Below are 20,406 nucleotides of genomic sequence, written 5' to 3' on the forward strand. Positions count from 1 at the left end.
CTCCGTTTCGGGTGGTGTGGGTCAGAGGGACACGGTGCCGCGGGCGAAGATGTCCTTGGCGATGATGCGCTTCTGGATCTCGGCTGTCCCGTCCGCCACGAGATAGGCGGTGACATCGCGGTAACGCTGCTGCAGAGGCGATTCCGTGGAGTACCCGAGATTTCCGTGCACGCGCATCGCGAACTCGATGGCATTCTTCGCAACCACGGGCGGCCACCACTTGCTCATCGAGGCGAGGGCGGTGTGCGGCTGGGACGTCTCACGCAACCACAACGCCCGATAGCAGATCCAGCGTGCACCTTCCAGATAGGTTGCGTGTTCGGCGAATTGGAACGCGAGCCCCTGGTGCTCGGAGAGTGGCTGTCCGAACGTCTCCCGCTGCTGGGCGTACGCGGCGGCTTCCTCCAGGCTCTGCTTTGCGGCGCCCAGGCACATCAGCCCGAGAGCGGCTCGGCTGAAGTCGAAGTGGTCCATGACCGAATGGAATCCCTTGCCGAGTTCGCCGACGAGATGTGATTCGGGGATGAAGACGTCGGACAGGTGGATGCTGCCCCAGCCCAAGGGCAGGCAGCCCATGCCCGGCATGTGGCTGACGCTGACGCCTTCCGCGTCGAGTGGAACGACGAAACAACTGACACCCCGTGCGCGGCTCGATCCGGGTTCGCGTGCGTAGACGAGTGCAGCGGTGGCGTTCATCGCCCAGGAAATCGCAGTCTTCTCGCCGTTGAGACGCCAGCCGCCCTCGACAGCCGTTGCCGTGGTGGTCAGTGCACTCGCGTCGGACCCCGACCCGGGTTCGGTCAGGGCAATGGCGATGGTCTGCTCACCGCGAATGAGGGGAGGAAGGTAGTGCTCTTGAATCTCGTTCCGGCACAGCACCAGTTGCGAGGCGACGAGCCCGATCTGGACGGGCGCCGATGCCATGTTCACGTCGCCGTATGCCAAGGTCTCGGTGGCGATTCCGAGCAGAACCGGATCTTCGGTGCCGGTTCCGCCGTATTGCTCGGGCAGGCCGATGCCCAACAGACCCAGGTCGCCGATCCTCTTCAGGATGTCGAAGGGGAATGCGGTTGATGCCGCGCGGTCGCGGTAACCCGGGAGGAGAACTCGATCACTGAACGCTTCGAGTGTCTTTCGAAACTCTTCCTGCTCGTCGCTGAATGCAAATGAAACCATGGAGTGTGCTCCTGCGCGTTGCTTGGCTGGGAATGAGGGATTGGGCGCGCGCCGCGCCGTGAGTAGCGGGACGGTCGGGATGCGCCCATCGGAAGTATTCTAGGTTTGAATAGTAGGTCGCCAAAGCATCTGAAGCAAGAGGTGTCCACCGGGTCGTCGTAGCCGGCCGGGAATGAAGGAGGCAGGCCTCAGTGCCCGGTCTCGACGTCGCCGACGGCGCGACGCACGAGTTGCAGTTGTTCGACAAGGGATTCGAGTGTCTCGGTGTCGACCGAGGCCAGACCGAAGCGGACTCCTGCGAGTCGGTTGTTGGCGTCCTCGACCACGTCCAAACCGGCCGGTGTGAGCGTGGCGAGAACCGTGCGGCGATCCGTCGTGTGCGCGCGCCGTTCGACGAGGCCTGCCTTCACGAGTTGATCGACCGCCATCGAGACCGTGGTGGGATGGACCATGAGGTACTTGCTCAACTTACCGAGCGGGCGAGTTCGGCCCTCCGAGAGTTGTAGCGAGGTCAGGATCAGATACGCGTTGCGCGACAGCCGAAGTGAACGCAACTCCTGATCCATGGCGCGGACCACCCATTGGTGGGTGCGCAGCAACGCCATCGTGGTGACGAACTCCAGTTCGGCAGAATCGCGCCGCTCCGTCCATTCGGCGCGCATCCAGTCGATCACGTCGGGTTGATCGTCGTCGGCAGACATCGGGAATTCACTTGCCACTGCGAGTCCTCTCGTCGTCACCGAACGGCGTCGCGGTAGATGATAGACCGCACGCGCACCCGCTCCGTGCGTGAGAACCGCTGTCAGTCGTGCGAGAGAACGATCTTCCCGAACCCGGTGCCCTGTTCGAGGTGCTTGTGTGCGGCCGCCGCCTCGGCGAGCGGGAACACCGCGCTGATCGGCATCGGGGGAACGGTTTCGGTGTCCAGCAGGGTGAGGAGGCCGGCGAAATCCTGCGGGCTGCCCATCGTGGTTCCGATCAGTTCGTACTGGCCGAAATAGAACGGCCGGACGTCGAGGGAGGCGAGTTCGCTGCGCGACGCACCCAGCACGACCAACCGGCCGCCCGGTCGCAGTGCCGCGATGGACTGTTCCCACGTCCCTACGGAGTCCAGGACGAGATCGAAACCCTGTCCGTCCGGTGACAGCCCGCGTGCGGCTTGCGGCCACTCGGGGTCGGTGTAGAGCACGCCGTCGGCCGCGCCGAGTTCCTGGGCCTGTGCGATCTTGGCGGCCGACGAGGACGTGACCGTCACATTCGCGCCCACCGCGGACGCCAGCATGACAGCCATGGTCGCGACGCCGCCACCTGCACCCAGGACGAGGAGATTCTCGCCGGCGCGGAGGCGGCCGCGGGTGAAGAGGGCGCGATACGTCGTGAGTCCGACGAGGGGGAGCGCGGCGGCCTGCTCCCAGCTGAGCCCGCGGGGCTTCGGGGCGACGCAGTCTTCCGGGACCCGGACCAGTTCGGCGTATGTACCTCGTTGGTGATCGCCGAGGATTTCCCAGCGTGCGCTCGGGGCGGCTTCGCGATCGCCCCACCACAGCGACGGGAGGACGAGGACTTCCTCGCCGGTGTCCGTGCGGATTCCCGCGCCGTCGGCCCCGAGCACGTGGGGAAGTGGTGACGAGTACTTGCCCTGGCGGACGAGGATGTCGTGCCAGTTGAGCGCGGCGGCTTTCACTCGGACGGTGACCCAGCCCGGGTCGGGTACGGGATCGGCGACCGACTCCAATCTCAAGACATCCGGCTCCCCGAACTCTCGCAAAACCACGGCGTCCATCGAAATCCTTTCGGTCGTACCTTTTAAATGATAACATCGATCTGTTGTCGGGCGACTGGGCGGCGACCGTTCGCGCGTGAGCTCGATCGAAAACTCGGAACTCTTACTCCGCCAATATTGTTGGCCTCGTATCACCGCGGGCGGGGGCACTCTACGCGGCTTGCCTCCGGTGCGCGACTCGTGTTTAGTGATGCCAGTCACATACGATGGAGTCGGTGGGAATGTCTGCCGTGCGGCGTCCAGCGCGACGCACGCGACCGAACTACGGAGCGCAATGAGTCGGACAGAACAGTCAGTCGAAGTGCGGGACGAGGGGCTCGAGCAGAGTGCGCTCGAGTGTATGCGTGCCACCGCGAAAATCCTCGGTTCGGATTTCCGCGCACCGTGCCCGGATGCTGTGTTCGGAGCGTTCGCCGCCACGCGAGATCAACTCGGGCACGCGCTGACCGAAGGGCTGTTGCCCGAGTCCGACATCGAGGAGGCATGCTTCCTCCTGGTCCGGATCGAGGAACTCCAGGAGCAGTACGCCGAGACCGCGGCGATCCGCCGTGCCGCCGAATTGCGGTCGGTTCACGACGCTGCTGCCGGACTGCGCGGTCTCGCATCCGACGACATCATCCAGTCGGCCCCGGCGGCGATCTGCTCTGCGCTCCCGTTCGCGCGTGCCATGATTTCCGCGATCAGCGGATCGCTGTGGCAACCGCAGCGACTGCACGTCGAGCCGGAATTCGACGGGTCGCCGCTGGATTTCTCGGACTATGTAGAACGTGCAGAGTTTCCGTTGTCCGATGCGCGGCTGGAGACGGAACTCGTTCGCCGGCGAGTGCCCGCACTCGTCCCGGCGCCCGCCCACGACGAGCGGACGTTGAAGGAGATCGTTCTCGCATCACGCTCCTCGAGCTACGTCGCCGCACCCATCATCTCCAGAGGCAGGGTGATCGGCCTCGTTCACGCCGATCGTCCCGGCGTGCGGGACCCGCTCGATCCGGACGACCGAGATCGCCTGGACGCGTTCGCGACGTTCTTCGCGCTCGTGTACGAGCAGGCGGTGCTACGGGAGCGGATCAGCGCGCAGAGATCCAGGCTCGCAGCTTCGTTCGATGCCACCGACACGGTGCTCGACCGCATGCACAGGGCGGAGCTGGGCCTGAGACCCCAACCAAGCGAGCAGTTGCACAGTTCTCGGAGCCCCGGCGCCGAGATATCCGCCGTGGAGGTCAACGCGGCATTGACGTTCCGTGAGCGCGAAATCCTGTCCCATATCGCGACAGGCGCCACCAACAGCCAGATCGCGCAGACACTCGTCATCTCCGAGGGCACCGTGAAGTCGCACGTCAAACACATTCTCAAAAAGTTGCGTGTGCCGACGCGAGCGGCGGCGGCCGTGCTCTATTCGCACCAGAACCGGCGATGACCCCGACGCAGGGCTCGGCAGGGTCGCGAGGCGACGTCGAAGCGATGAAGGCGGCCGTCTCGCTCCTCGCTCGTTTGCATGACGAGTTCGGTCTCGGGCCGGAGGCTCCGATCGAGACGCGCAAGTTGTCACCGGGTCTCGTGCTCGCCCTGCTCGGCGACGCCACAGAAGCCGCACTCCGTGGACTGTCGGCGATCGCGGTGGACCGTAGGGTGTCCTTCGGAAGGCTTCTCGTCGAGCTCCGCGATGCCCGCCACCGTCTTCGCGGAGCACGGTCCTCGTCGCCGATCGTCACTACCGCGGAGTTCGCGGCTGCCATTCGTAGGCTTCGCGGTGCCGAATCAGTGGCCGGGTTGACCAGGAGGGTGTGTGCCGAGGCGGCCGCGATGACCGGTCTTCCCCGGATAGTGCTCTCCGAGGTGCACGGCGACGGTTGGACCGTGATGGACACGCTGTTCGACAAGGGCGATGAACCTGACGTCGGTTCAATCGCGACCACGGAGATCGCGCCCGGATCGCCGGAGGAACAAGCGGTTCAGACGCGCGCCGCTGTGCTCGTGGTGCCGAATCCGCAGTCCTCGACGGGGAACTCCACAGACATTGCAGGTGCTTCGTTCTTCGGCAGTGGGGGGTATGCCGTGGCCCCGATCGCCGTCTCCACCGGGGTAATCGGCCTGATTCACGCCGGCCGCACCGACGACCGAAAGCTGAGCACCGCCGAGCGAGACCTACTCGATGCTTTCGCCGTCAGTTTCGGAACTCTCTTCGAACGAGCGCTGGTGTCCGAACGATTGACAGAGCAGAAGCGGCTGATCGTCGAGCACCTGCAGCAGGAAAGTCGCGATGCGGAAGGACTCTCGACTGCAGACGTCACTTTCGGAACGCCACGCGGCGAGGGGGCGACGTCCCTCTCACCCGCGCCCCTGTTTCCGAAATACAACACACCTGGCCTGGAGGAACTCACCCGGCGGGAGCGTGAAGTATTCCATCTTCTGGCGGCCGGCAAGTCCAACACGGAAATCGCGGACGTACTGGTAATCAGCGTTTTCACGGTGAAATCGCACGTCAAGAAAATCCTGCGGAAACTGGGAGCGATGAACCGATCCGAGGCGATCTACCGGTACCTCGAGATGACGGACTCCGATGCATCGTCCCGCCGCACGACGTGAATCAGCCATTGGTGTCCGGGACGACGACCCGGACACCGTCGCACTGACCGTTGACGATCAACTGGCACGCGAGACGTGAGTGGGGTTGTACCCCTTCGAGATACTCGAGTAGATCGCGCTCTTCGTCGGTGGCATCGTCGAAGAGGTTTACGGTGTCCTTGTCGAGAATGACATGACACGTTGCGCACGAGCAGCTTCCCCCGCACTCCGCGACGATTCCGGGAAGATTGTTGCGGACCGATCCGTCCATGATGCTCTGGCCCGGCGGGACGTCGATCGTCGATTCGGTTCCATCCGGCAGCACGTAGGTAATCTTGCTCATTCCGTCATCCTTCGAGGTCAGTGGGTTCTCAATCGGAGGGGAGCCTCTGTGATTCAAGTCTCGCCTCTGCCGGCCCGCGAAACGTCACCTCGACGGGAGATTTACTTACGCCCTTGGAGGGAGGTTGTGACGAAGTAGCAGCAGGACCGGACCCAGCGGCAGGGGCTGCGCACTGTCGCTGCGCAGCCCCCGGTCGCTGTCGAGAGCACTGAGCAGTGCCGGGTGGTCCTACTCGTCGCCCAGTGTCGCGGCCTGCTGACGGAGTACAAACTTCTGGATCTTCCCGGTGGCGGTGGTGGGAAGCTGGTCGACGACGACCACCTTCTCGGGGATCTTCTGCATCATTGCTTTGCGTTCGTTCCGGAGGAAGTCGGCCAGGTCGTCGAGTGTCGGAGCGGGGCCGTCGACGACGATGAAGGCGCACACCTTTTCGCCGAGGCGCGGATCGGGCATGGACACTGCGGCCGCTCCCGTTATCTGCGGATGCGACAGTAGGTGTTCTTCTACCTCACGTGCCGAGATGTTCATTCCACCACGGATGATCAGGTCCTTGATCCGACCGGTGACCCGCAGGTATCCGTCTGCGTCGACGCGCCCCAGATCACCGGAGGCGAGGAACCCTCGATCGTCGACCGATGCAGCCGTGCGCTCGGGGTCGCGCCAGTATCCGAGGAAGATCCCCGGTCCTCCGTAGAAGATCTGGCCTTCCTCGCCGGCCGTGACGATGGAGCCTTCCTCGTCACGAATCTCGAGATCGACACCGTCGAAGGCGCGCCCGTCGGAGGCGAGCACCTTCTCGACGGGGTCGTCGACACGCACCGCCGTCACCAGTAGCCCTTCGCTGCTGCCGTAGACCGGGAGCAACGTGCAGCCGGGCAGCGCCGCCTTCCATTCCCTCAGGAGAATTTCGGGAATCGGTGCGCCGGCACTGACCCAGAGCCGCATCGAGCTGATGTCGTAGTCGGCACCGGCATCGATGGCCCCGAGTGCCATCTGGAGGAACGGCGTCGCGGCCATGCTGACCGTGGTCTTGAACTCCGCGATACGCCGAAGGCCCTCGTTCGGCTCCCACACGTCGAGAAGATGGATCCCGCTGCCGAGGATCAACGGTGTCGCCACGCCCACAGCCAGGCCTGTTGCATGGGTGATGGGCGAGGGCATGAACACCACGTCGTCAGGGCTCAGTCCCATCACCTGACCGCCCAGTCCGTAGGCGGTGAACGAGAGCGTGTTGAAGGTGTGCTGGCAGCCTTTCGGTCGCGACTCGGTCCCCGAGGTATAGATGATGGCGTGGGGGGCATCAGCCGTCGGAGGTGGACCGAGTTCGTCGTCACCGGGGACGAGTTCGCCTGCAGTCAGTGAATCGAACGCGATCTCATCGGCCCCCGCCTTCCCGCGCACGACGACGACGTGTTCGAGTCCGGGAACCTCCGGACGGACTTCGGCCAGCATGTCGGTGTACCGAAACTTTCGAAACTCCTCTGTGACGAAGGAGATCTTGGCACCGGAATGCTCGAGAACGTACCGGACCTCGTCGTGCCGGTACACCGGCATCGTGGGGACGAGCACGGCACCGATCCGGGCGACTGCCACATAGATGACGACGAATTCGTTCCAGTTCGGCAACTGGACCTGGACGCGGTCACCGCGCTCGACTCCGAGCCTTCTGAGTGAGGCTGCGAGGCGGTACGCCTGCGAACGCAACTCGCCCCGTGTGAGTGATCCGTAGCCGTCGGTGACAGCGACGAAGTCGGGATCGAGCGCCGCCCAGTGGTCCACGTGTTGGGCAAGGCTCTCGTCGCGCCAGTACCCGTTCGATCGGAACGCCTCGAGGGTGCGCGCACTGTAGCGGTCCTCGGGGAGGATGGCTCCCGCGTGCTCCATGACATCCATGCGTGGATCCTTGCTTTCAGGTGCCTTTCCTCGACAGGAGGCAGGCCAGAGTGAACGGTCAAACCATGATGCCGACCGGGAGGGAATAAAAGGTATGAAACGGACGCCTTCTCACTCCTCGGGGTGAGGTAAATATCCCGTTGGGATGAGTGGGCGGCGGAGGATGCGGGCGCGGCGACTGTGCCGCGCCCGAGCGTCACAAGTAGATCGACTTCGGTGCGAGGTAAGCGGAGAGGGCTTCCGGGCCCAGTTCCCGCCCGAGGCCACTGGCTTTCACACCACCGAAGGGTGCCGTCGGATCGGGAAGGTAGCCGTTGATACCGATCGTTCCGGTCTGGATACGCCGGGCCACGGCTACACCGTGATCGTGATCAGATGTGAAGACGGTGCCACCGAGGCCGAAGTCGCTGTCGTTCGCGATGCGGACGGCGTCCTCGTCGTCGCGGTACGAGATGATCGAGAGTACCGGGCCGAAGATCTCCTCCTGAGCGATGGTGAAGTTGTTGTCCACGTCCGCGAAGATCGTCGGTTCGACGAACCATCCCTTGTCGAGGTCCGCGGGGCGGCCACCGCCGACCGTGATACGGGCGCCGTCACCCTTGCCCTTCGCGATGTAGGACTCCACCCGCTCGCGCTGACGAGCGCTCGCCATCGGTCCGACCATCGTGGCGGGGTCGAGGGAGCTTCCCACGGTCAACGACCCTGCCAGAGCGCTGAACGTGTCGACCACTTCCTGGTAACGCGACTGCGGCGCCAGAATGCGGGTGCCGAGGTAGCAGACCTGCCCGTTGTTCAGCATGGTGGCGCCGAACAGTTGTTCACCGACGGTGGCGAGGTCCAGATTCGCGTCGTCGAGAATGATCGCCGCCGATTTTCCGCCCAGTTCCAGTGTGACCGGCCGGAGGAGCCGGCCGCAGGCTTCGGCGATGTTCCGGCCGGCAGCCGACGACCCGGTGAAAGCCACCTTGTCGACCTGGGGATGCGAAACCAGATACGCACCCAGTTCGCGGCCGCCGGGCACGATGTTGATCACACCCGCCGGCAGGTCTGCCTCCTCGATCGCCTCAGCGAGAACGTAACTGTCGAGGACAGTTTCGGGGGACGGCTTGAGCACGATCGTGCACCCGGCAGCGAGAGCAGGTGCGTACTTGAACGCGGCGAGCGCCTGCGGGAAGTTCCACGGGACGATCGCGCCGACGACTCCGATCGGAGTCTTGGTCACGAGAGTCGATCCGCCGAGCAGACCCGGCCGCGTCTCCTCGAAGGTGTCCTTCTCGATCAGGCCGGCGTAATAGCGGAGGAGAATCTGCGGAAAGACCGATTCCAGCTTTTCGGCGACGGCGACGGGCATGCCGTTCTGCGAGCTCACCGCCTGGACCATTTCGGATGCCCGTTTGTCGAGCGCATCCGCCAGGCGATTCAGGGCGTGCGCTCGCCGCGCCGGCTCCCACTGCGACCACCCGGTCGGATCGTCGAATGCCCGGCGCGCCGCATCGACGGCGGCGTCCATGTCGGCTTCTGTGCCGTCGGGAGTGTGGCCTACCACCTGTTCGTCGTTGGGTGATACCACCGTGATCACGGCACTCGAGGTGGGTGCATGCCATTCGCCTCCGATGAAGAAGGCGTTGTTGTTCGTCGTCATGACGGGTTCCTCTCGTAGATCTGGGTTGCGGTGCTGCTGTTGCCGAGTCGGGAATTCGGACGGTGTCTCACACCGATTCGAGTGGTTCCTCGTAGAGCGAGAATTCCTCGGTGTCGTCGTAGGAGCCGAGGCTCTCGTCGAGGCTTTCCTGGATCGCGATCTGGGCGCTCTCGGGGAGGGTGTGCATGATGTGCCGGACGCGTTCCTGGCGGCGGGCGACTGCCTGCCGGAACGGCATTCCGGGCGTGGCCTTCATCTGCGGGACGATGCCCTCGACGTCGTCGACACCACCGGCGTGGTGACCGGCGTCGACCATCGCCTGCTCGGCGGCCATGGTGGCTTCGTCCTTTTCCTCGGACATGCCGATCGGGCCGATCATGGTGCCGTTGAGGAATTGTTTGACCACCGGCTGGTCGCTGGTGAGCAGCACTTCGCGGGGTCCGAACATCACCAGTTTGCGACGGAAGAGCATGCCGATGTTGTCGGGCACCGTGCGTGCGAGGTTGATGTTGTGCGAGACGATCAGGATCGTTGCGTCGATTTCGGCGTTGATGTCGATCAGCGTCTGGGAGATGTACGTGGTGCGGACCGGGTCGAGGCCGGAGTCTGGCTCGTCGACCAGGATGATCTGCGGGTCGAGCACCAAGGCGCGGGCGAGCCCGGCACGTTTGCGCATACCGCCGGAGATCTCTCCGGGCAGTTTGTCTTCGGCCCCGAGGAGACCGACGAGTTCCATCTTTTCCATGACGATCTTGCGGACGTCGGATTCGGATTTCTTGGTGTGTTCGCGTAGCGGGAACGCGACGTTGTCGTACAGGTTCATCGACCCGAACAACGCACCGTCCTGGAACAGCACACCGAACAGTTTGCGGATCTCGTAGAGCTCCTTGCTCGAGCACTCCAAAATATTGGTGCCGTCGATCACGATCGAGCCCTGCTCCGGACGGAGCAGTCCGATCAGCGACTTCAGGAACACCGATTTACCCGTACCGGACGGTCCGAGTAACGCACTGACCTCACCGGCGGGGAGGGTCAACGACACGTCCTGCCAGATTCTCTGCGAGCCGAACGACTTGGTCAGTCCCTCGACGGATACCTCGACACCCACCACTACCTCCTACGATTGCGAAAACATCGACTGATCACTGTGATTCGGGGAAGCGGTCAGACCGGGGTCATCTCCGTCATGACCCACGCACCCTCCTGTTCCGTCATGCCGACCCGTACTCGGCTTCCGTCCAATTTCGGTGCTGCGCTGTCGGTGCTGGTGGTCGACTGGTTGACGAAGAACAGCAGCGTCACCGTGTCTTCCGACGCGGAGACGACGGAGGAATCGACGACGGTCGCCGAGGTGACGACCTGACGCTGCTTCGCGGACGGAATGATGACCTCCTTGCCGACACTGTCGAACTGGCTGCGGAGATCGCCTCCGAGACTGGGAAGTACGTCCGCGAAGTGCGCGTCGACGGTGTTGAAGTCGTAAGACAACACGTCGGTGAGCAGTTGGGTGGCGCGGTCGCGCGCCTGGGCCTGCGCGGTGTCGACCTGGCGGTGATCGTGAACCTGGAGCGCGATGGCGACGGCCGTCGCGACGAGACCGCCGGCGACGAGCACGGCGAGGTAGCGAATCGCCCGCCGACGCGCGAAGGACCAGGAGGCGATTGCCTCGGGTATCCGGGTGAGTGTGCTTCTCATGCTACGAACTCCACATCTGAAACGAGCCAATTGCCGTCTACCGAATCGAGAGAGACCTTCATTCGGTAGACACGGATCTCGCCGTCGGGTGCCTCGGTGTTCTTCACCGTGGACGTCACGGCGGCGAGGACGACGGCATGCGCGTCGTCGGCTTCGACGAGACCGGCTTCCTTTACTTCGCCGGTCGACTCCACCTGGCCCTGGTTCAACACCTCACCGAAACTTCCCGATGCGCTGGTGAACTGGTCCCGGAACGGTCCGGTGGTGCCGTCCGCAACGCGCTGGATATCTTCCTCGACGCTCTGGTGCCGCAGCGTCACGAGGTTGACCACCACCTGACGGGCCGTCTCGAGGACCTGCCGGTCTCGTGACTGCGCGCTCTGTTCGGCACGTAGGTTCGTCCACGAGACGCCACCGACGATCAGGGCGGCGAGTGCTACGAGCACGATTGCTGTCATCGTCACGATGAATCCTCGGGCACTCTTATGCACCTCGGAGTCGGCTGTCGCGGCCGCGGCATCGTTCTCGGTTTGATCGAGGTCCGGTTCGACCTCTACCTGAGCAGTAGTGCCTGCCATGTCAATTCCTCCTCTAGCTTTGGTGCAGAAACGCTGGCGATCGAGTACAGATCGCCGTTCGGGGCCCGAAAGTTCCCGGTGACCGGGTCGTACGGGACACTGGTGGTGCCGTTGCCGCCGGCGGCGAGATCCTGTGGGTTCGACCACGAAGCCGGTGCGACGGTCAGAGGTTCGGGAACATCGTGAGCAGGCTGGCTCGCGATCGGGCCCGCGTTCGGTGCGCCGGTGTCCGTCGGCGGCGGCGAATACGGTTGTCCGGGCCGGGCCAGCATTCCCGGCCAGGTGGACGGCAGACCGCCTGGGCAGTCCGCGATCTCGGCGGTACGCACCGCGGGATTCGTCGCGCAGGGGATGTTTCGTGCCCCTCGGGCGACCCGGGGGTCGGCCTGCGGGAGCTTGCAGTAGGAATTCTCCGGTGCCGGGACCGCGCTGAGGTCGCTGGGGTCGCGGCGCTGCGTTTCCTGGTACCCCTCGGTGCACGGGAGCGGGTTCGCGGAGTTGCCGAGTTTGACGTCCAGCGCGCCCTGACCGTAGACCCGGTCGTCACCCTGGACTCCTCGGTGCATGTAGTTGATCGACGCCGACACCGCCGGGTAGACCACGAGAATCTGCCGAATACCGGGGAGGTTGACGCGCGCGACCTCACCCACGGTCTGGAGGTTCGCCAGCAGCAGCGGGACGGTGGGACGGACGTCGTCGAGGGTGCCGCTGACCGTGTCGAAGAACTGTGATCCGTTGTCGAGGACACCGCGGACCTGCGCGTCGCTCATGACCAACTGCTCGGAGAACGAGGACAGATCGCGGGAGAAACTCGCGATGTCGGCACGAGAGTCGACACCGGCATCGAGGACCGGTTCGGCGTCGTCGAGCAGGGTCCGGGTGGTCCCGATCTTCGCCTGCGCAAGTTCGATGAGGGGACGGGACGAGTCGATGAGCCGAGACAGGGCCGGTCCCGCCCCGTCGAAGGCGGTGTACGCCTCGTCGACGGTGACTCGGAGGTCGTCCTTGGGCAACTCGGACAGGAGCACGTTCACCTTGTCGACGACCTCGGAGGCGGGCACCGGGATTTCGGTGTTGGACTCGGTGATCACGTCACCGTCCGCGAGGAAGGGGCCTTCGGACGACGCCGGAACCATGTCCAGATATTGCTCGCCGATGGCCGAGACGCTGCGGACGAAGGCCCGGCTGTTCGCCGGAATCGCGAAGTCCGAATCGAGTTGCAATTTTGCGGATGCTCGATCAGGACCGACGTCGATCGATTTCACGACGCCGACGTCGACACCCCGATAGGTCACCAGGGAGTTCACGTAGAGGCCTCCGGCGCGGTCGAACTCCGCCGTGATCGTGTACATCCCGATCCCGGTCACCCGTTTGAGGCCGAGGTAGTTGACCGCGGCGTTGCCGACGGCGAGAACGGCGACCACGGTGAAGACGATGAGTTGGAAGCGGACGAGTTTCGATCTCATCAGCGCGGTGCTCCGTTCTGCTGTGCGGACGCCGCAGGCCCGCGGGACGTCGTTGCGCCAGTGGGTGCCAACAGGGGATTTACCGCTTGCCGGGCGGGGTTCAGTCCCGCCAACTCGTCGAGTGGAATACTGCCGAGAACTTTGCCGCCGACCGTCTCGGCGCTGACGTCGAGGGTGAGGAAGAGATTCATGTAGTCACCCCGCACGGCGCGCTGGGTGGTCGTCACCGGGAACGGTATGGTTCCAGCGATCTTCAGCGCTTCCGGTAGGTGATCACCGGCCGCAGCGAGCTGCGAGAGCACCGGCTGCAGCGACCGCAGATTCGCATCGAGATCGTCGCGGCTGCTCTCGAGCACCTGGGTGGCGACCTCACCGAAACGCCCCACGTCGTCGAGCATCGTGGTGAGCTGCTTCTGCTGTTCGTCGAGGATCTGCATGGCCGGCTCGATCGAGGTGATTCCTCGATCGATCGTCTGATTCTGACTGGCCAGTTCCGCACCGAGGCGATCGAGCCCGTCGATCGCCCGGACGATGTCGTCGCGTTGCTGATCGACTCCGTCGACGAACTCCTCGAGGTTGCCGAACAGGCTGCGCAGCGATTCTTCCCGGCCACCCAGAACGCGGTTGAGCTCGGAGGTCACGGTGCGAATCTGTTGTAACCCACTTCCGTTGAGGACGAGCGCGAGCGCCGAGAGCACCTCCTCGGTCGACGGATATTGACTGGTGCGATCGAGGGGAATCACGTCACCGTCGGCGAGCCTGCCCACTGCGTCCTCACCGGGCGGCACGGCGAGCTCGAGGTACTGGGAGCCGAGCACACTCGTTTGGGCGAGTTTGGCGCTGACGTTCGCAGGGATTTGTGCCTCCGGGTCGAGTTCGAGCGTCAACTTCGCACCCCAGTTGTCACCCGCGATGTGGCTGATGTTTCCCACGATGACGTTGTCGGCCTTCACCGGTGAGTTGCCCACCAAATTCTGGATGTCCGCCAACTCGACGGTCACCTCGTGCGCGTCACCTCCGACTGCGTTGCCGGGCAGCCCGATCGAATTGATCCCGTCGAATCGGCACCCGGCCGCCGCGGCCACGACGCCGACGAGCATGGTCGCCGTGAGCGCTGACCTCCGAATAGAGTTCGTCATCGTGGTCCCTCCGGAAGGATGAGGTTCTGGAGACTCTGGGTGATGGAGGCGACGGGATCGTTCGGTGCAGGCGCCCCCGGCGTACCTCCCGGCGCAACCGGGTTGACGACGGCTGCCGGTGCCGCCTGTCGCACCGCGGCATTGGCCAGTGGTGCGGCAAAAGCGCCTGCAGCCGTCGCACATTCATTCGCAGGCGCGTCGACCGTGGTCAAGAGTGCGCAGATGAGCGAGCGGGGATCCGGCATCTCGGGCACGGCGAGGGCACCCGTGAGCGAGTTGGCGTCGGCGTCGTAGATGTTGTAGAAGTCCGACAGCGCGGTCGGCCCCGAGTGCAGGATCGACATCAGGGTGTCCTGGCGGTCCACGAGCAGCCGTGTGATCTCGTTGAGTTGCCCGACATTGTCGACCAGCGCGCCACGGTTGTCCTCGATGAACTTCGTGACTTCCTGAAAGGTCGTCAGCATGCTGCTCAGCATCGCGTCGAGTTCGGTGCGGTTGGCGTTGAGCAGCCCCGACACGTTTGCGAGTTCGCCGCTGAACGCCCGAATCTGCTGGTCGCTCGCGGCCAGTGCGGTCGTGAACTTCTGCAGGTTTTCGACAGTGCCGAACAGATCCTCGCCGCTCGCGTTCAGTGTGGTGGCGGCGTCCGAGAGGTGGGTGAGGGAATCGTGCAGCGCCGTGCCCGTCCCGTCCAGGGTCCGGGCGGTGCTGCTCACGAAGCGATTGAGCGAACCGTCCGGGTGGTCCGGGGTGCGGCCGGCGTCCTCGGCGAGCTTGACCACCTGCTTCTTGATCTCGTCGAATTCGACCGGGACCGCGGTCCGGTCGAGGGGGATCTCGTCACCGTCGGACAGGGTGGGTCCGCCGGAGTATGCCGGTGCCAGCTGGATGTAACGGCCGGTCACCAAGGTCGGCGCGACGACCGCGGCCTTCGCGTCGGCGGGAACGTCGTACTCGTTGTCGTAGTCGAATTCCACCCGGACCCGCTCTCCGTCCGGTTCGATCGTCGTGATGCGGCCGACCTCGACACCGAGGATCATCACTCGGTCCCCGACGTACATGCCGGTGGTGTTCCGGAAGTAGGCCGTGACGTGGTTGACGGAGTGGTTCTCGATCCAGGCGGCGGTCACCAGCCCGACGAGGGCGACCGCGACCACCACGGCGAGCAGTTTCGCCGGCAGCGCCCGCGCCATTTCCCGTACCGATGCCATCAGCGCGGCCCCCCGAAACTTCCGGGAAGCTGCCCGGAGAGATTGGCCGGGACGATGTTGTGGAGCAGCACTCCGAAGAACGGTCCGCTGCCCACCGCCTCGCCGACCTGCTTCGCGAACCGTTCGAGGCCGGTCAGCGAGGCGTTGATGTTGTCGTAGTTGCTGTTCAATGTGGCCACCAGAGTCTTCAATTGTTCGAGAGTGGGTCCGAGTGTTGCCGAGTTGTCGCGGGACAGGCCGGTGAGCGCATCGGCCACCTGACGGGACTGCACGAGGACGCGATGGATGGTGTCCGCCCGGTTGTTCAGCGCAGCGAAGAGCGACTGGCCCTGGCCGAACAGCGCGGAGACCTGGCCGTCCCGATCCGCGAGGATCTTGGACACGTCGGCCGCACCGGCGAGCAACCGACGCAGTTCCTCGTCCCGGCTCGATACCGTCTCGGACAGGCGGGACAGACCGTCGAGGGAGGACCGCAGATCTGGCGGAAGCTCGTCCTCGACCGACGAGACCTGCTCGAGCGCTCCGGACAGGTTGACGGTGTCGGTCTCAGACACCTTGTCGGTGACTTCCTCGAGCGCGCGGGTGATGTCGTATCCAGAGCTGGTCTGGGCAAGGGGGATGGTCGCGTCGTCACCGAGCTCGCCGTGACGTCCGGGTGTGATCTCCACGTACCGCCGGCCGAGAGCGGTTTCGACCTTGATCGCGGCCGTCGTGTCCTCACCGAGCGCGACCGCGCCGCTGTCCACATCGAACTCCACGTCGACGCGTCCATCGCCGATCGAAAGCTTCTTCACTTCACCGACCTTCACGCCCGCGATCTGGGTGGTATCACCCACGGCGAGGCCGCTGGCGTCGGCGAACTCGGCATGGTAGGTGGTTGCCCCGCTGATGCCGGGGATGGACTTGAAGTTGAGCGCGAGGAACAGAATCCCGATCAACACGGCTGTTCCGATCAAGCCCATGCGGAACGAGTCCCGCTCGAGGAAGGACTTCTGAGCCATTACTGGCACCTTTCTGCGGGAGCCTTGAACATCGGTGTGACGCCGCCGGGACCCGGGCCGGACGCGTACTTGATGGCGAGACCACAGACGAAGAAGTTCACGAAGCTGCCGTAGCCCGCGACGCGGCCGATGAGTCGATAGTTCTCGGGCAGCGTGGACAGCACCATGTTCAGCGTGTCGGTATTCGCGTTGAGGTTGCTCGCGAGATCACCCAGCGCGACGACGTCCTGCGCGATCGCCGGCCGGTTCTGGTCGAGCACACTGGAGAGACTGTCGGTGACACGGTCGATGTTCACCAAGGAGTTGGTGATCAGATCACGGTCACCGTCGAGTCCCGCGACCAGCCGCTGCAATTGGTCGATCAGCGCGGAGAACTGGTCACCGCGATTGTTCACCGTCCCGACGACCGCATCGAAATTGCTCACCACCTGACCGATCGCCTGATCGCGGTCCGCCAGTGTGTTGCTCAAGGTCCCGATTTGAGTCACCAGACGCCCGATGCTCGCTTCCTGGCCGTTCAGTACCTCGATCAGCGAGGCGGACAGTTGATTGGTCTGATCCGGGTCGAGACCCTGCAGGAGAGGTCGGAAGCCGTTGACGATCTGGTCGAGGTCGAGCGCCGGCGTGGTCTGCTCGAGCGGGATCGGGCCGTCGAGCGCTCCGATGGCTCCGGGCCCGTTCGACAGCTCGACGTAGCGGTCACCGATCAGGTTCTTGTACTTGATCCGGGCTGTGGTCCCCGCCGTCAGCGGACGTTCGGTGGAGAGCGAGAACGACACCACTGCCGTGCCGTCCGAGGCCAGCTCCACCCCCTGCACCTTGCCCATCGGCACACCACCGACTTTGACGTCTTCGCCGTTGCCCAGCCCGGACGCACTCGAAAACACGGCTTGATAGGTGTGGGTGCTACCGAAGCGCATGTTTCCCACCACCGTCGCCACACCGAAGCCCGTCAACGAGGTGACCAGCACGAAGATCAGCAACTTGATGCCAGGTGCCTTCGTCATCAGCGAACACCTCCGAACATGAACTGCGCGAACGGATTGCCGATCAGATCCTCGACGCCGTGCGCCGGCTGGTAGGCCTTGCTGCCGTCGTCGAAATCGGTATGTCCGGGAGGCTGCGCCGGGTCGTAGCACTGCGGTGCGCCGTCCGCACCGTTCTTCGGTGCATTCTCCGGGTACGTGTACGGCGGATCACCCATCAGCAGAGTGCCGAGAATGTTCAGGCCCGCCTGATCACTACCACCGACGGTGCGCTCGAGGTACCTGTTGGTCTGATCCAGGCTCGCCAGGAAGCACGGATACATCGGGGCTTGCTGCGCAAGCAGTGCCGTCGTCGGTTCCAACGCGTCCAACGACTTTTCCAACGGGACACCGGAGGCTTCGAAGAAGCTCCGCCCGCTGTTGCCGAAGCCGCTGAAACTGAGCAGGAAGGCGCTCAATTGCTGCTCCTTCTCGGTCACCGTGTCACCGGTGGTGCTGACGTGGTCGACGGTCCGTAGCAGATCGGGAGCGGCATCGGCGAGGATGCCGGAGACCTCCGCACCCTTGACCAGGTCGCGCTGCAACGTGGGAAGGCTGCCGTTGAATTCGGACAGGTAGGTGTCGAGTTCGACCATCATGTCACCGAGTTCGTCGCCGCGTCCCTGCAGCGAGGTGGACAGCGCACTCAATGTCGCGTTGACCTTCTGCGGCTCCACCGTCCGCAGCACCGTCACCAGCGAATCGAGGAGGTCGTTCACCTCGGTGGCCACGGCGGTGCCCTGAACCACGGATCCCGCCGAAACGGTGGTCGTCGTGGGGTGCTCCGGTTGCACGAGCGTGACGAACTTGCGACCGAACAACGTGGTCGGATCGATCACGGCCGTGATGTTCTCGGGTATCCCGGAAGTCCGGCTCTCGTCGATGTCCATGGTGATCTCGGCCTGGTTGTCCACCATCCGTACCTGCGACACCCTGCCGACGACGACATCTCGCATCTTGACGTCGGATCCGGGTTCGAGCATCAGGCCCGACCGCGCCGAGTACAGCGTGACCGGAACGGACGAGTGGAACGATCCGCGGTAGGTGCCGACGGATACGGCAGTCGCGATCGCGATCAGCGTCACCAGACACACACCCAGGAGCACATAGACCAGGCGGCTCCGCTCTTCGATATGGCCACCCATGTCAGCCCGACACTTTCACGGCACCGGCGGAGCCACCGTAGACGGCAATTCCGACGAGAAGGTCGATCACCATGATCGCGATCAAGGAGGTGCGCACGGCACGCCCGACCGCGACGCCGACGCCTGCCGGCCCGCCCTTCGCGTTGTAGCCGTGGTAGCAGTGCACGCACATCACCACCACGGACATCGCGACGACCTTCACCATCGACCACGCGACGTCACTCGGGACGAGGAAGACGTTGAAATAGTGCTGGTATGTTCCGCTCGCCTCTCCGAGGTACTCGGTGACCAGCTGGGTGGCGACGTATCCGACGAACAACGCCACGGCGTACAGCGGAATCACCGCGATGACCCCGGCGGTGACGCGAGTCGTCACCAGGTAGGGCAGCGATGGAATCGACATCGTCTCCATGGCATCGATTTCCTCGCTCACGCGCATCGCACCGAGTTGCGCCGTGAATCCCGCGCCGACCGTCGCCGTCAGCGCGATGCCGGCGATGACGGGGATCGCCTCGCGCGTATTGAAGAATGCCGAGATGAAGCCGGACAGCGCGCCGATTCCGATGCGGCCCATCGAGGTCGCACCCTGCTGGCCGACCTCATAGCCGACCGCGGTGGTGAGCAGTGAGATGACGACGAGCGTTCCTCCGATCACCGCGAGGGCGCCGGTGCCCATGCTGACCTCGGCCAGCAGCCGGAGCGTTTCCTTCCGGTACCGCCGGAAGGTGCGCGGAATCGCGGTGATGGCGTGACTGTAGAAGTGGAGCTGTCGGCCCATCTCCTCCATGTGGCCGATCGGTGCATCGACCGCGCGCAGCGCGATCGTGGCAACCCTGGGTCTCGCGCCGGTGGCCCGAGTAGCTTTCGACACAGAATTCTCCCGTTGACAGCCGTCTTCGCGGCTAGAGGTGGAGCGCTGTCAGTGCAGCGCGAGAGTCGTGATAACCGAGTTGGCGAGGAAAAGAAGCAGAAAGCTGAACACGACGGTCTGGTTCACTGCGTCTCCGACGCCCTTGGGTCCGCCCTTCGCGTTGAGTCCCAGATGGCAGGCGACGAGCCCCGCGAGCATGCCGAACACTGCCGCTTTCACCTCGCTGACGAGGAAGTCGGGCAGTTTGGTGAGGATCGAGATCGCCGTGACGTACTGGCCAGGCGACGCACCCTGCATGTACACCGTCGCGACGTATCCGCCCACCAGGCCGACGGCGGAGACGAGACCGTTCAGAAACATTCCGATCAGTGTCGACGCCAGCACCCTCGGCACACACAGACGTTGAATCGGATCGATCCCCAGCACCTTCATCGCGTCGATCTCTTCGCGAATCGTCCGGGAACCCAGGTCGGCGCAGATAGCGGTAGACCCTGCGCCTGCAACGACGAGAACCGTGACCACCGGTCCGATTTCACGGATGATTGCCACACCTGCGCCCGCACCGCTGAGGTCGACAGCGCCGATCTCGGCCAGCAGGATGTTGATCTGGTAAACGAACATCATGCAGAAGGGAATCGCCATGAGCAGCGCCGGCATGATCGAGACACCGGCGATGAACCACGCCTGCTGAACGAACTCGCGAGCGTGAAAGGGGCGCTTGAACATGCACCGGAACGTTTCCATCGACGTCGCGTAGAACGCACCGACAGCTGTCGGCGCGACCTGGACGGCCTTCCTGACAACGCTCGCCCTCGGCGGGCGGGTTTTCAGATCTACTGACATCGAACAGCCTTTCTCGCTGCTTCCGGAGCACCC

General features: G+C 64.3%; 19 protein-coding genes. 2 read left to right on the forward strand and 17 right to left on the reverse strand.

Annotated features, from left to right (window positions below; translation table 11 throughout):
* Positions 1-21: 21 nt before the first annotated feature.
* From MLGJGCBP_RS29405 to MLGJGCBP_RS29415, 3 genes are all read right to left on the reverse strand, one after another.
* Complete coding sequence (locus tag MLGJGCBP_RS29405) at positions 22-1,176, reverse strand: acyl-CoA dehydrogenase family protein (protein WP_160099986.1); 1,155 nt, start codon at positions 1,174-1,176, stop codon at positions 22-24.
* Positions 1,177-1,364: 188 nt separating this feature from the next.
* Entirely contained in the window at positions 1,365-1,895 is a 531-nt protein-coding gene (locus MLGJGCBP_RS29410; RefSeq protein WP_160099988.1) for a MarR family winged helix-turn-helix transcriptional regulator, read from the reverse strand.
* A gap of 83 nt (positions 1,896-1,978) precedes the next feature.
* Positions 1,979-2,959 (reverse strand): quinone oxidoreductase family protein, encoded by a 981-nt coding sequence (locus MLGJGCBP_RS29415; protein WP_160099990.1) that lies wholly within the window; start codon positions 2,957-2,959, stop codon positions 1,979-1,981.
* 274 nt (positions 2,960-3,233) lie between these two features.
* On the opposite strand from MLGJGCBP_RS29415, the gene MLGJGCBP_RS29420 reads away from it, so the two are divergent.
* Both MLGJGCBP_RS29420 and MLGJGCBP_RS53820 read left to right on the forward strand, forming a co-directional pair.
* Positions 3,234-4,373, forward strand: a complete 1,140-nt coding sequence (locus MLGJGCBP_RS29420) for a LuxR C-terminal-related transcriptional regulator (protein ID WP_087560787.1) — start codon at positions 3,234-3,236, stop codon at positions 4,371-4,373.
* A gap of 443 nt (positions 4,374-4,816) precedes the next feature.
* On the forward strand, positions 4,817-5,542 hold the full coding sequence (locus tag MLGJGCBP_RS53820) for a helix-turn-helix transcriptional regulator (RefSeq protein WP_328799638.1): 726 nt from the start codon (positions 4,817-4,819) through the stop codon (positions 5,540-5,542).
* Position 5,543: 1 nt separating this feature from the next.
* Here the strand turns inward: MLGJGCBP_RS53820 and MLGJGCBP_RS29430 are convergent, their stop codons facing one another.
* The 14 genes from MLGJGCBP_RS29430 to MLGJGCBP_RS29495 form a co-directional block, all read right to left on the reverse strand.
* Positions 5,544-5,864 (reverse strand): 2Fe-2S iron-sulfur cluster-binding protein, encoded by a 321-nt coding sequence (locus tag MLGJGCBP_RS29430; RefSeq protein WP_160099992.1) that lies wholly within the window; start codon positions 5,862-5,864, stop codon positions 5,544-5,546.
* Between the two features lie 228 nt (positions 5,865-6,092).
* Positions 6,093-7,757, reverse strand: coding sequence for an AMP-binding protein (locus tag MLGJGCBP_RS29435; protein WP_087560790.1), 1,665 nt, complete (start codon positions 7,755-7,757; stop codon positions 6,093-6,095).
* Positions 7,758-7,953: 196 nt separating this feature from the next.
* Positions 7,954-9,399 (reverse strand): aldehyde dehydrogenase, encoded by a 1,446-nt coding sequence (locus MLGJGCBP_RS29440; RefSeq protein WP_160099994.1) that lies wholly within the window; start codon positions 9,397-9,399, stop codon positions 7,954-7,956.
* Between the two features lie 67 nt (positions 9,400-9,466).
* Positions 9,467-10,507, reverse strand: a complete 1,041-nt coding sequence (locus MLGJGCBP_RS29445; RefSeq protein WP_179220393.1) for an ABC transporter ATP-binding protein — start codon at positions 10,505-10,507, stop codon at positions 9,467-9,469.
* Positions 10,508-10,563: 56 nt separating this feature from the next.
* Positions 10,564-11,094 carry a hypothetical protein gene (locus MLGJGCBP_RS29450; RefSeq protein ID WP_160099996.1) on the reverse strand — a complete coding sequence of 177 codons (531 nt, stop codon included), beginning with the start codon at positions 11,092-11,094 and terminating at the stop codon, positions 10,564-10,566.
* Complete coding sequence (locus MLGJGCBP_RS29455) at positions 11,091-11,672, reverse strand: hypothetical protein (RefSeq protein WP_160099998.1); 582 nt, start codon at positions 11,670-11,672, stop codon at positions 11,091-11,093. Before MLGJGCBP_RS29455 ends, MLGJGCBP_RS29450 begins: the two co-directional genes overlap by 4 nt.
* A complete protein-coding gene (locus tag MLGJGCBP_RS29460; protein ID WP_160100000.1) occupies positions 11,648-13,138 on the reverse strand; it encodes an MCE family protein in 1,491 nt (496 codons plus the stop codon). The genes MLGJGCBP_RS29455 and MLGJGCBP_RS29460 overlap by 25 nt, the downstream gene beginning before the upstream one ends.
* Entirely contained in the window at positions 13,138-14,277 is a 1,140-nt protein-coding gene (locus tag MLGJGCBP_RS29465) for an MCE family protein (protein WP_160100002.1), read from the reverse strand. Before MLGJGCBP_RS29465 ends, MLGJGCBP_RS29460 begins: the two co-directional genes overlap by 1 nt.
* Positions 14,274-15,488: an MCE family protein gene (locus tag MLGJGCBP_RS29470; RefSeq protein ID WP_160100004.1), complete on the reverse strand. Its 1,215-nt coding sequence runs from the start codon at positions 15,486-15,488 to the stop codon at positions 14,274-14,276. The genes MLGJGCBP_RS29465 and MLGJGCBP_RS29470 overlap by 4 nt, the downstream gene beginning before the upstream one ends.
* Positions 15,488-16,489 (reverse strand): MCE family protein, encoded by a 1,002-nt coding sequence (locus tag MLGJGCBP_RS29475; RefSeq protein WP_160100006.1) that lies wholly within the window; start codon positions 16,487-16,489, stop codon positions 15,488-15,490. Before MLGJGCBP_RS29475 ends, MLGJGCBP_RS29470 begins: the two co-directional genes overlap by 1 nt.
* Complete coding sequence (locus tag MLGJGCBP_RS29480; RefSeq protein WP_160100008.1) at positions 16,489-17,496, reverse strand: MCE family protein; 1,008 nt, start codon at positions 17,494-17,496, stop codon at positions 16,489-16,491. The genes MLGJGCBP_RS29475 and MLGJGCBP_RS29480 overlap by 1 nt, the downstream gene beginning before the upstream one ends.
* Entirely contained in the window at positions 17,496-18,659 is a 1,164-nt protein-coding gene (locus MLGJGCBP_RS29485) for an MCE family protein (protein WP_160100010.1), read from the reverse strand. The genes MLGJGCBP_RS29480 and MLGJGCBP_RS29485 overlap by 1 nt, the downstream gene beginning before the upstream one ends.
* A 1-nt stretch (position 18,660) precedes the next feature.
* Positions 18,661-19,446 carry an MlaE family ABC transporter permease gene (locus tag MLGJGCBP_RS29490; RefSeq protein WP_236581460.1) on the reverse strand — a complete coding sequence of 262 codons (786 nt, stop codon included), beginning with the start codon at positions 19,444-19,446 and terminating at the stop codon, positions 18,661-18,663.
* A 132-nt stretch (positions 19,447-19,578) separates the two neighbouring features.
* A complete protein-coding gene (locus tag MLGJGCBP_RS29495; RefSeq protein WP_160100014.1) occupies positions 19,579-20,373 on the reverse strand; it encodes an MlaE family ABC transporter permease in 795 nt (264 codons plus the stop codon).
* Positions 20,374-20,406: the final 33 nt, after the last annotated feature.

Origin of the sequence: Rhodococcus sp. T7, from assembly GCF_009872365.1 — a bacterium.
GTDB lineage: Bacteria > Actinomycetota > Actinomycetes > Mycobacteriales > Mycobacteriaceae > Rhodococcus_F.

What these genes read in the sequence shown, in the direction of transcription:
- MLGJGCBP_RS29405 (WP_160099986.1), bottom strand. Translation starts at nt 1,176, where the DNA reads ATGGTTTCATTTGCATTCAGCGACGAGCAGGAAGAGTTTCGAAAGACA.
- MLGJGCBP_RS29415 (WP_160099990.1), bottom strand. Translation starts at nt 2,959, where the DNA reads ATGGACGCCGTGGTTTTGCGAGAGTTCGGGGAGCCGGATGTCTTGAGA.
- MLGJGCBP_RS29420 (WP_087560787.1), top strand. Translation starts at nt 3,234, where the DNA reads ATGAGTCGGACAGAACAGTCAGTCGAAGTGCGGGACGAGGGGCTCGAG.
- MLGJGCBP_RS53820 (WP_328799638.1), top strand. Translation starts at nt 4,817, where the DNA reads ATGGACACGCTGTTCGACAAGGGCGATGAACCTGACGTCGGTTCAATC.
- MLGJGCBP_RS29430 (WP_160099992.1), bottom strand. Translation starts at nt 5,864, where the DNA reads ATGAGCAAGATTACCTACGTGCTGCCGGATGGAACCGAATCGACGATC.
- MLGJGCBP_RS29435 (WP_087560790.1), bottom strand. Translation starts at nt 7,757, where the DNA reads ATGGATGTCATGGAGCACGCGGGAGCCATCCTCCCCGAGGACCGCTAC.
- MLGJGCBP_RS29440 (WP_160099994.1), bottom strand. Translation starts at nt 9,399, where the DNA reads ATGACGACGAACAACAACGCCTTCTTCATCGGAGGCGAATGGCATGCA.
- MLGJGCBP_RS29450 (WP_160099996.1), bottom strand. Translation starts at nt 11,094, where the DNA reads ATGAGAAGCACACTCACCCGGATACCCGAGGCAATCGCCTCCTGGTCC.
- MLGJGCBP_RS29455 (WP_160099998.1), bottom strand. Translation starts at nt 11,672, where the DNA reads ATGGCAGGCACTACTGCTCAGGTAGAGGTCGAACCGGACCTCGATCAA.
- MLGJGCBP_RS29460 (WP_160100000.1), bottom strand. Translation starts at nt 13,138, where the DNA reads ATGAGATCGAAACTCGTCCGCTTCCAACTCATCGTCTTCACCGTGGTC.
- MLGJGCBP_RS29465 (WP_160100002.1), bottom strand. Translation starts at nt 14,277, where the DNA reads ATGACGAACTCTATTCGGAGGTCAGCGCTCACGGCGACCATGCTCGTC.
- MLGJGCBP_RS29470 (WP_160100004.1), bottom strand. Translation starts at nt 15,488, where the DNA reads ATGGCATCGGTACGGGAAATGGCGCGGGCGCTGCCGGCGAAACTGCTC.
- MLGJGCBP_RS29475 (WP_160100006.1), bottom strand. Translation starts at nt 16,489, where the DNA reads ATGGCTCAGAAGTCCTTCCTCGAGCGGGACTCGTTCCGCATGGGCTTG.
- MLGJGCBP_RS29480 (WP_160100008.1), bottom strand. Translation starts at nt 17,496, where the DNA reads ATGACGAAGGCACCTGGCATCAAGTTGCTGATCTTCGTGCTGGTCACC.
- MLGJGCBP_RS29485 (WP_160100010.1), bottom strand. Translation starts at nt 18,659, where the DNA reads ATGGGTGGCCATATCGAAGAGCGGAGCCGCCTGGTCTATGTGCTCCTG.
- MLGJGCBP_RS29490 (WP_236581460.1), bottom strand. Translation starts at nt 19,446, where the DNA reads ATGGAGGAGATGGGCCGACAGCTCCACTTCTACAGTCACGCCATCACC.
- MLGJGCBP_RS29495 (WP_160100014.1), bottom strand. Translation starts at nt 20,373, where the DNA reads ATGTCAGTAGATCTGAAAACCCGCCCGCCGAGGGCGAGCGTTGTCAGG.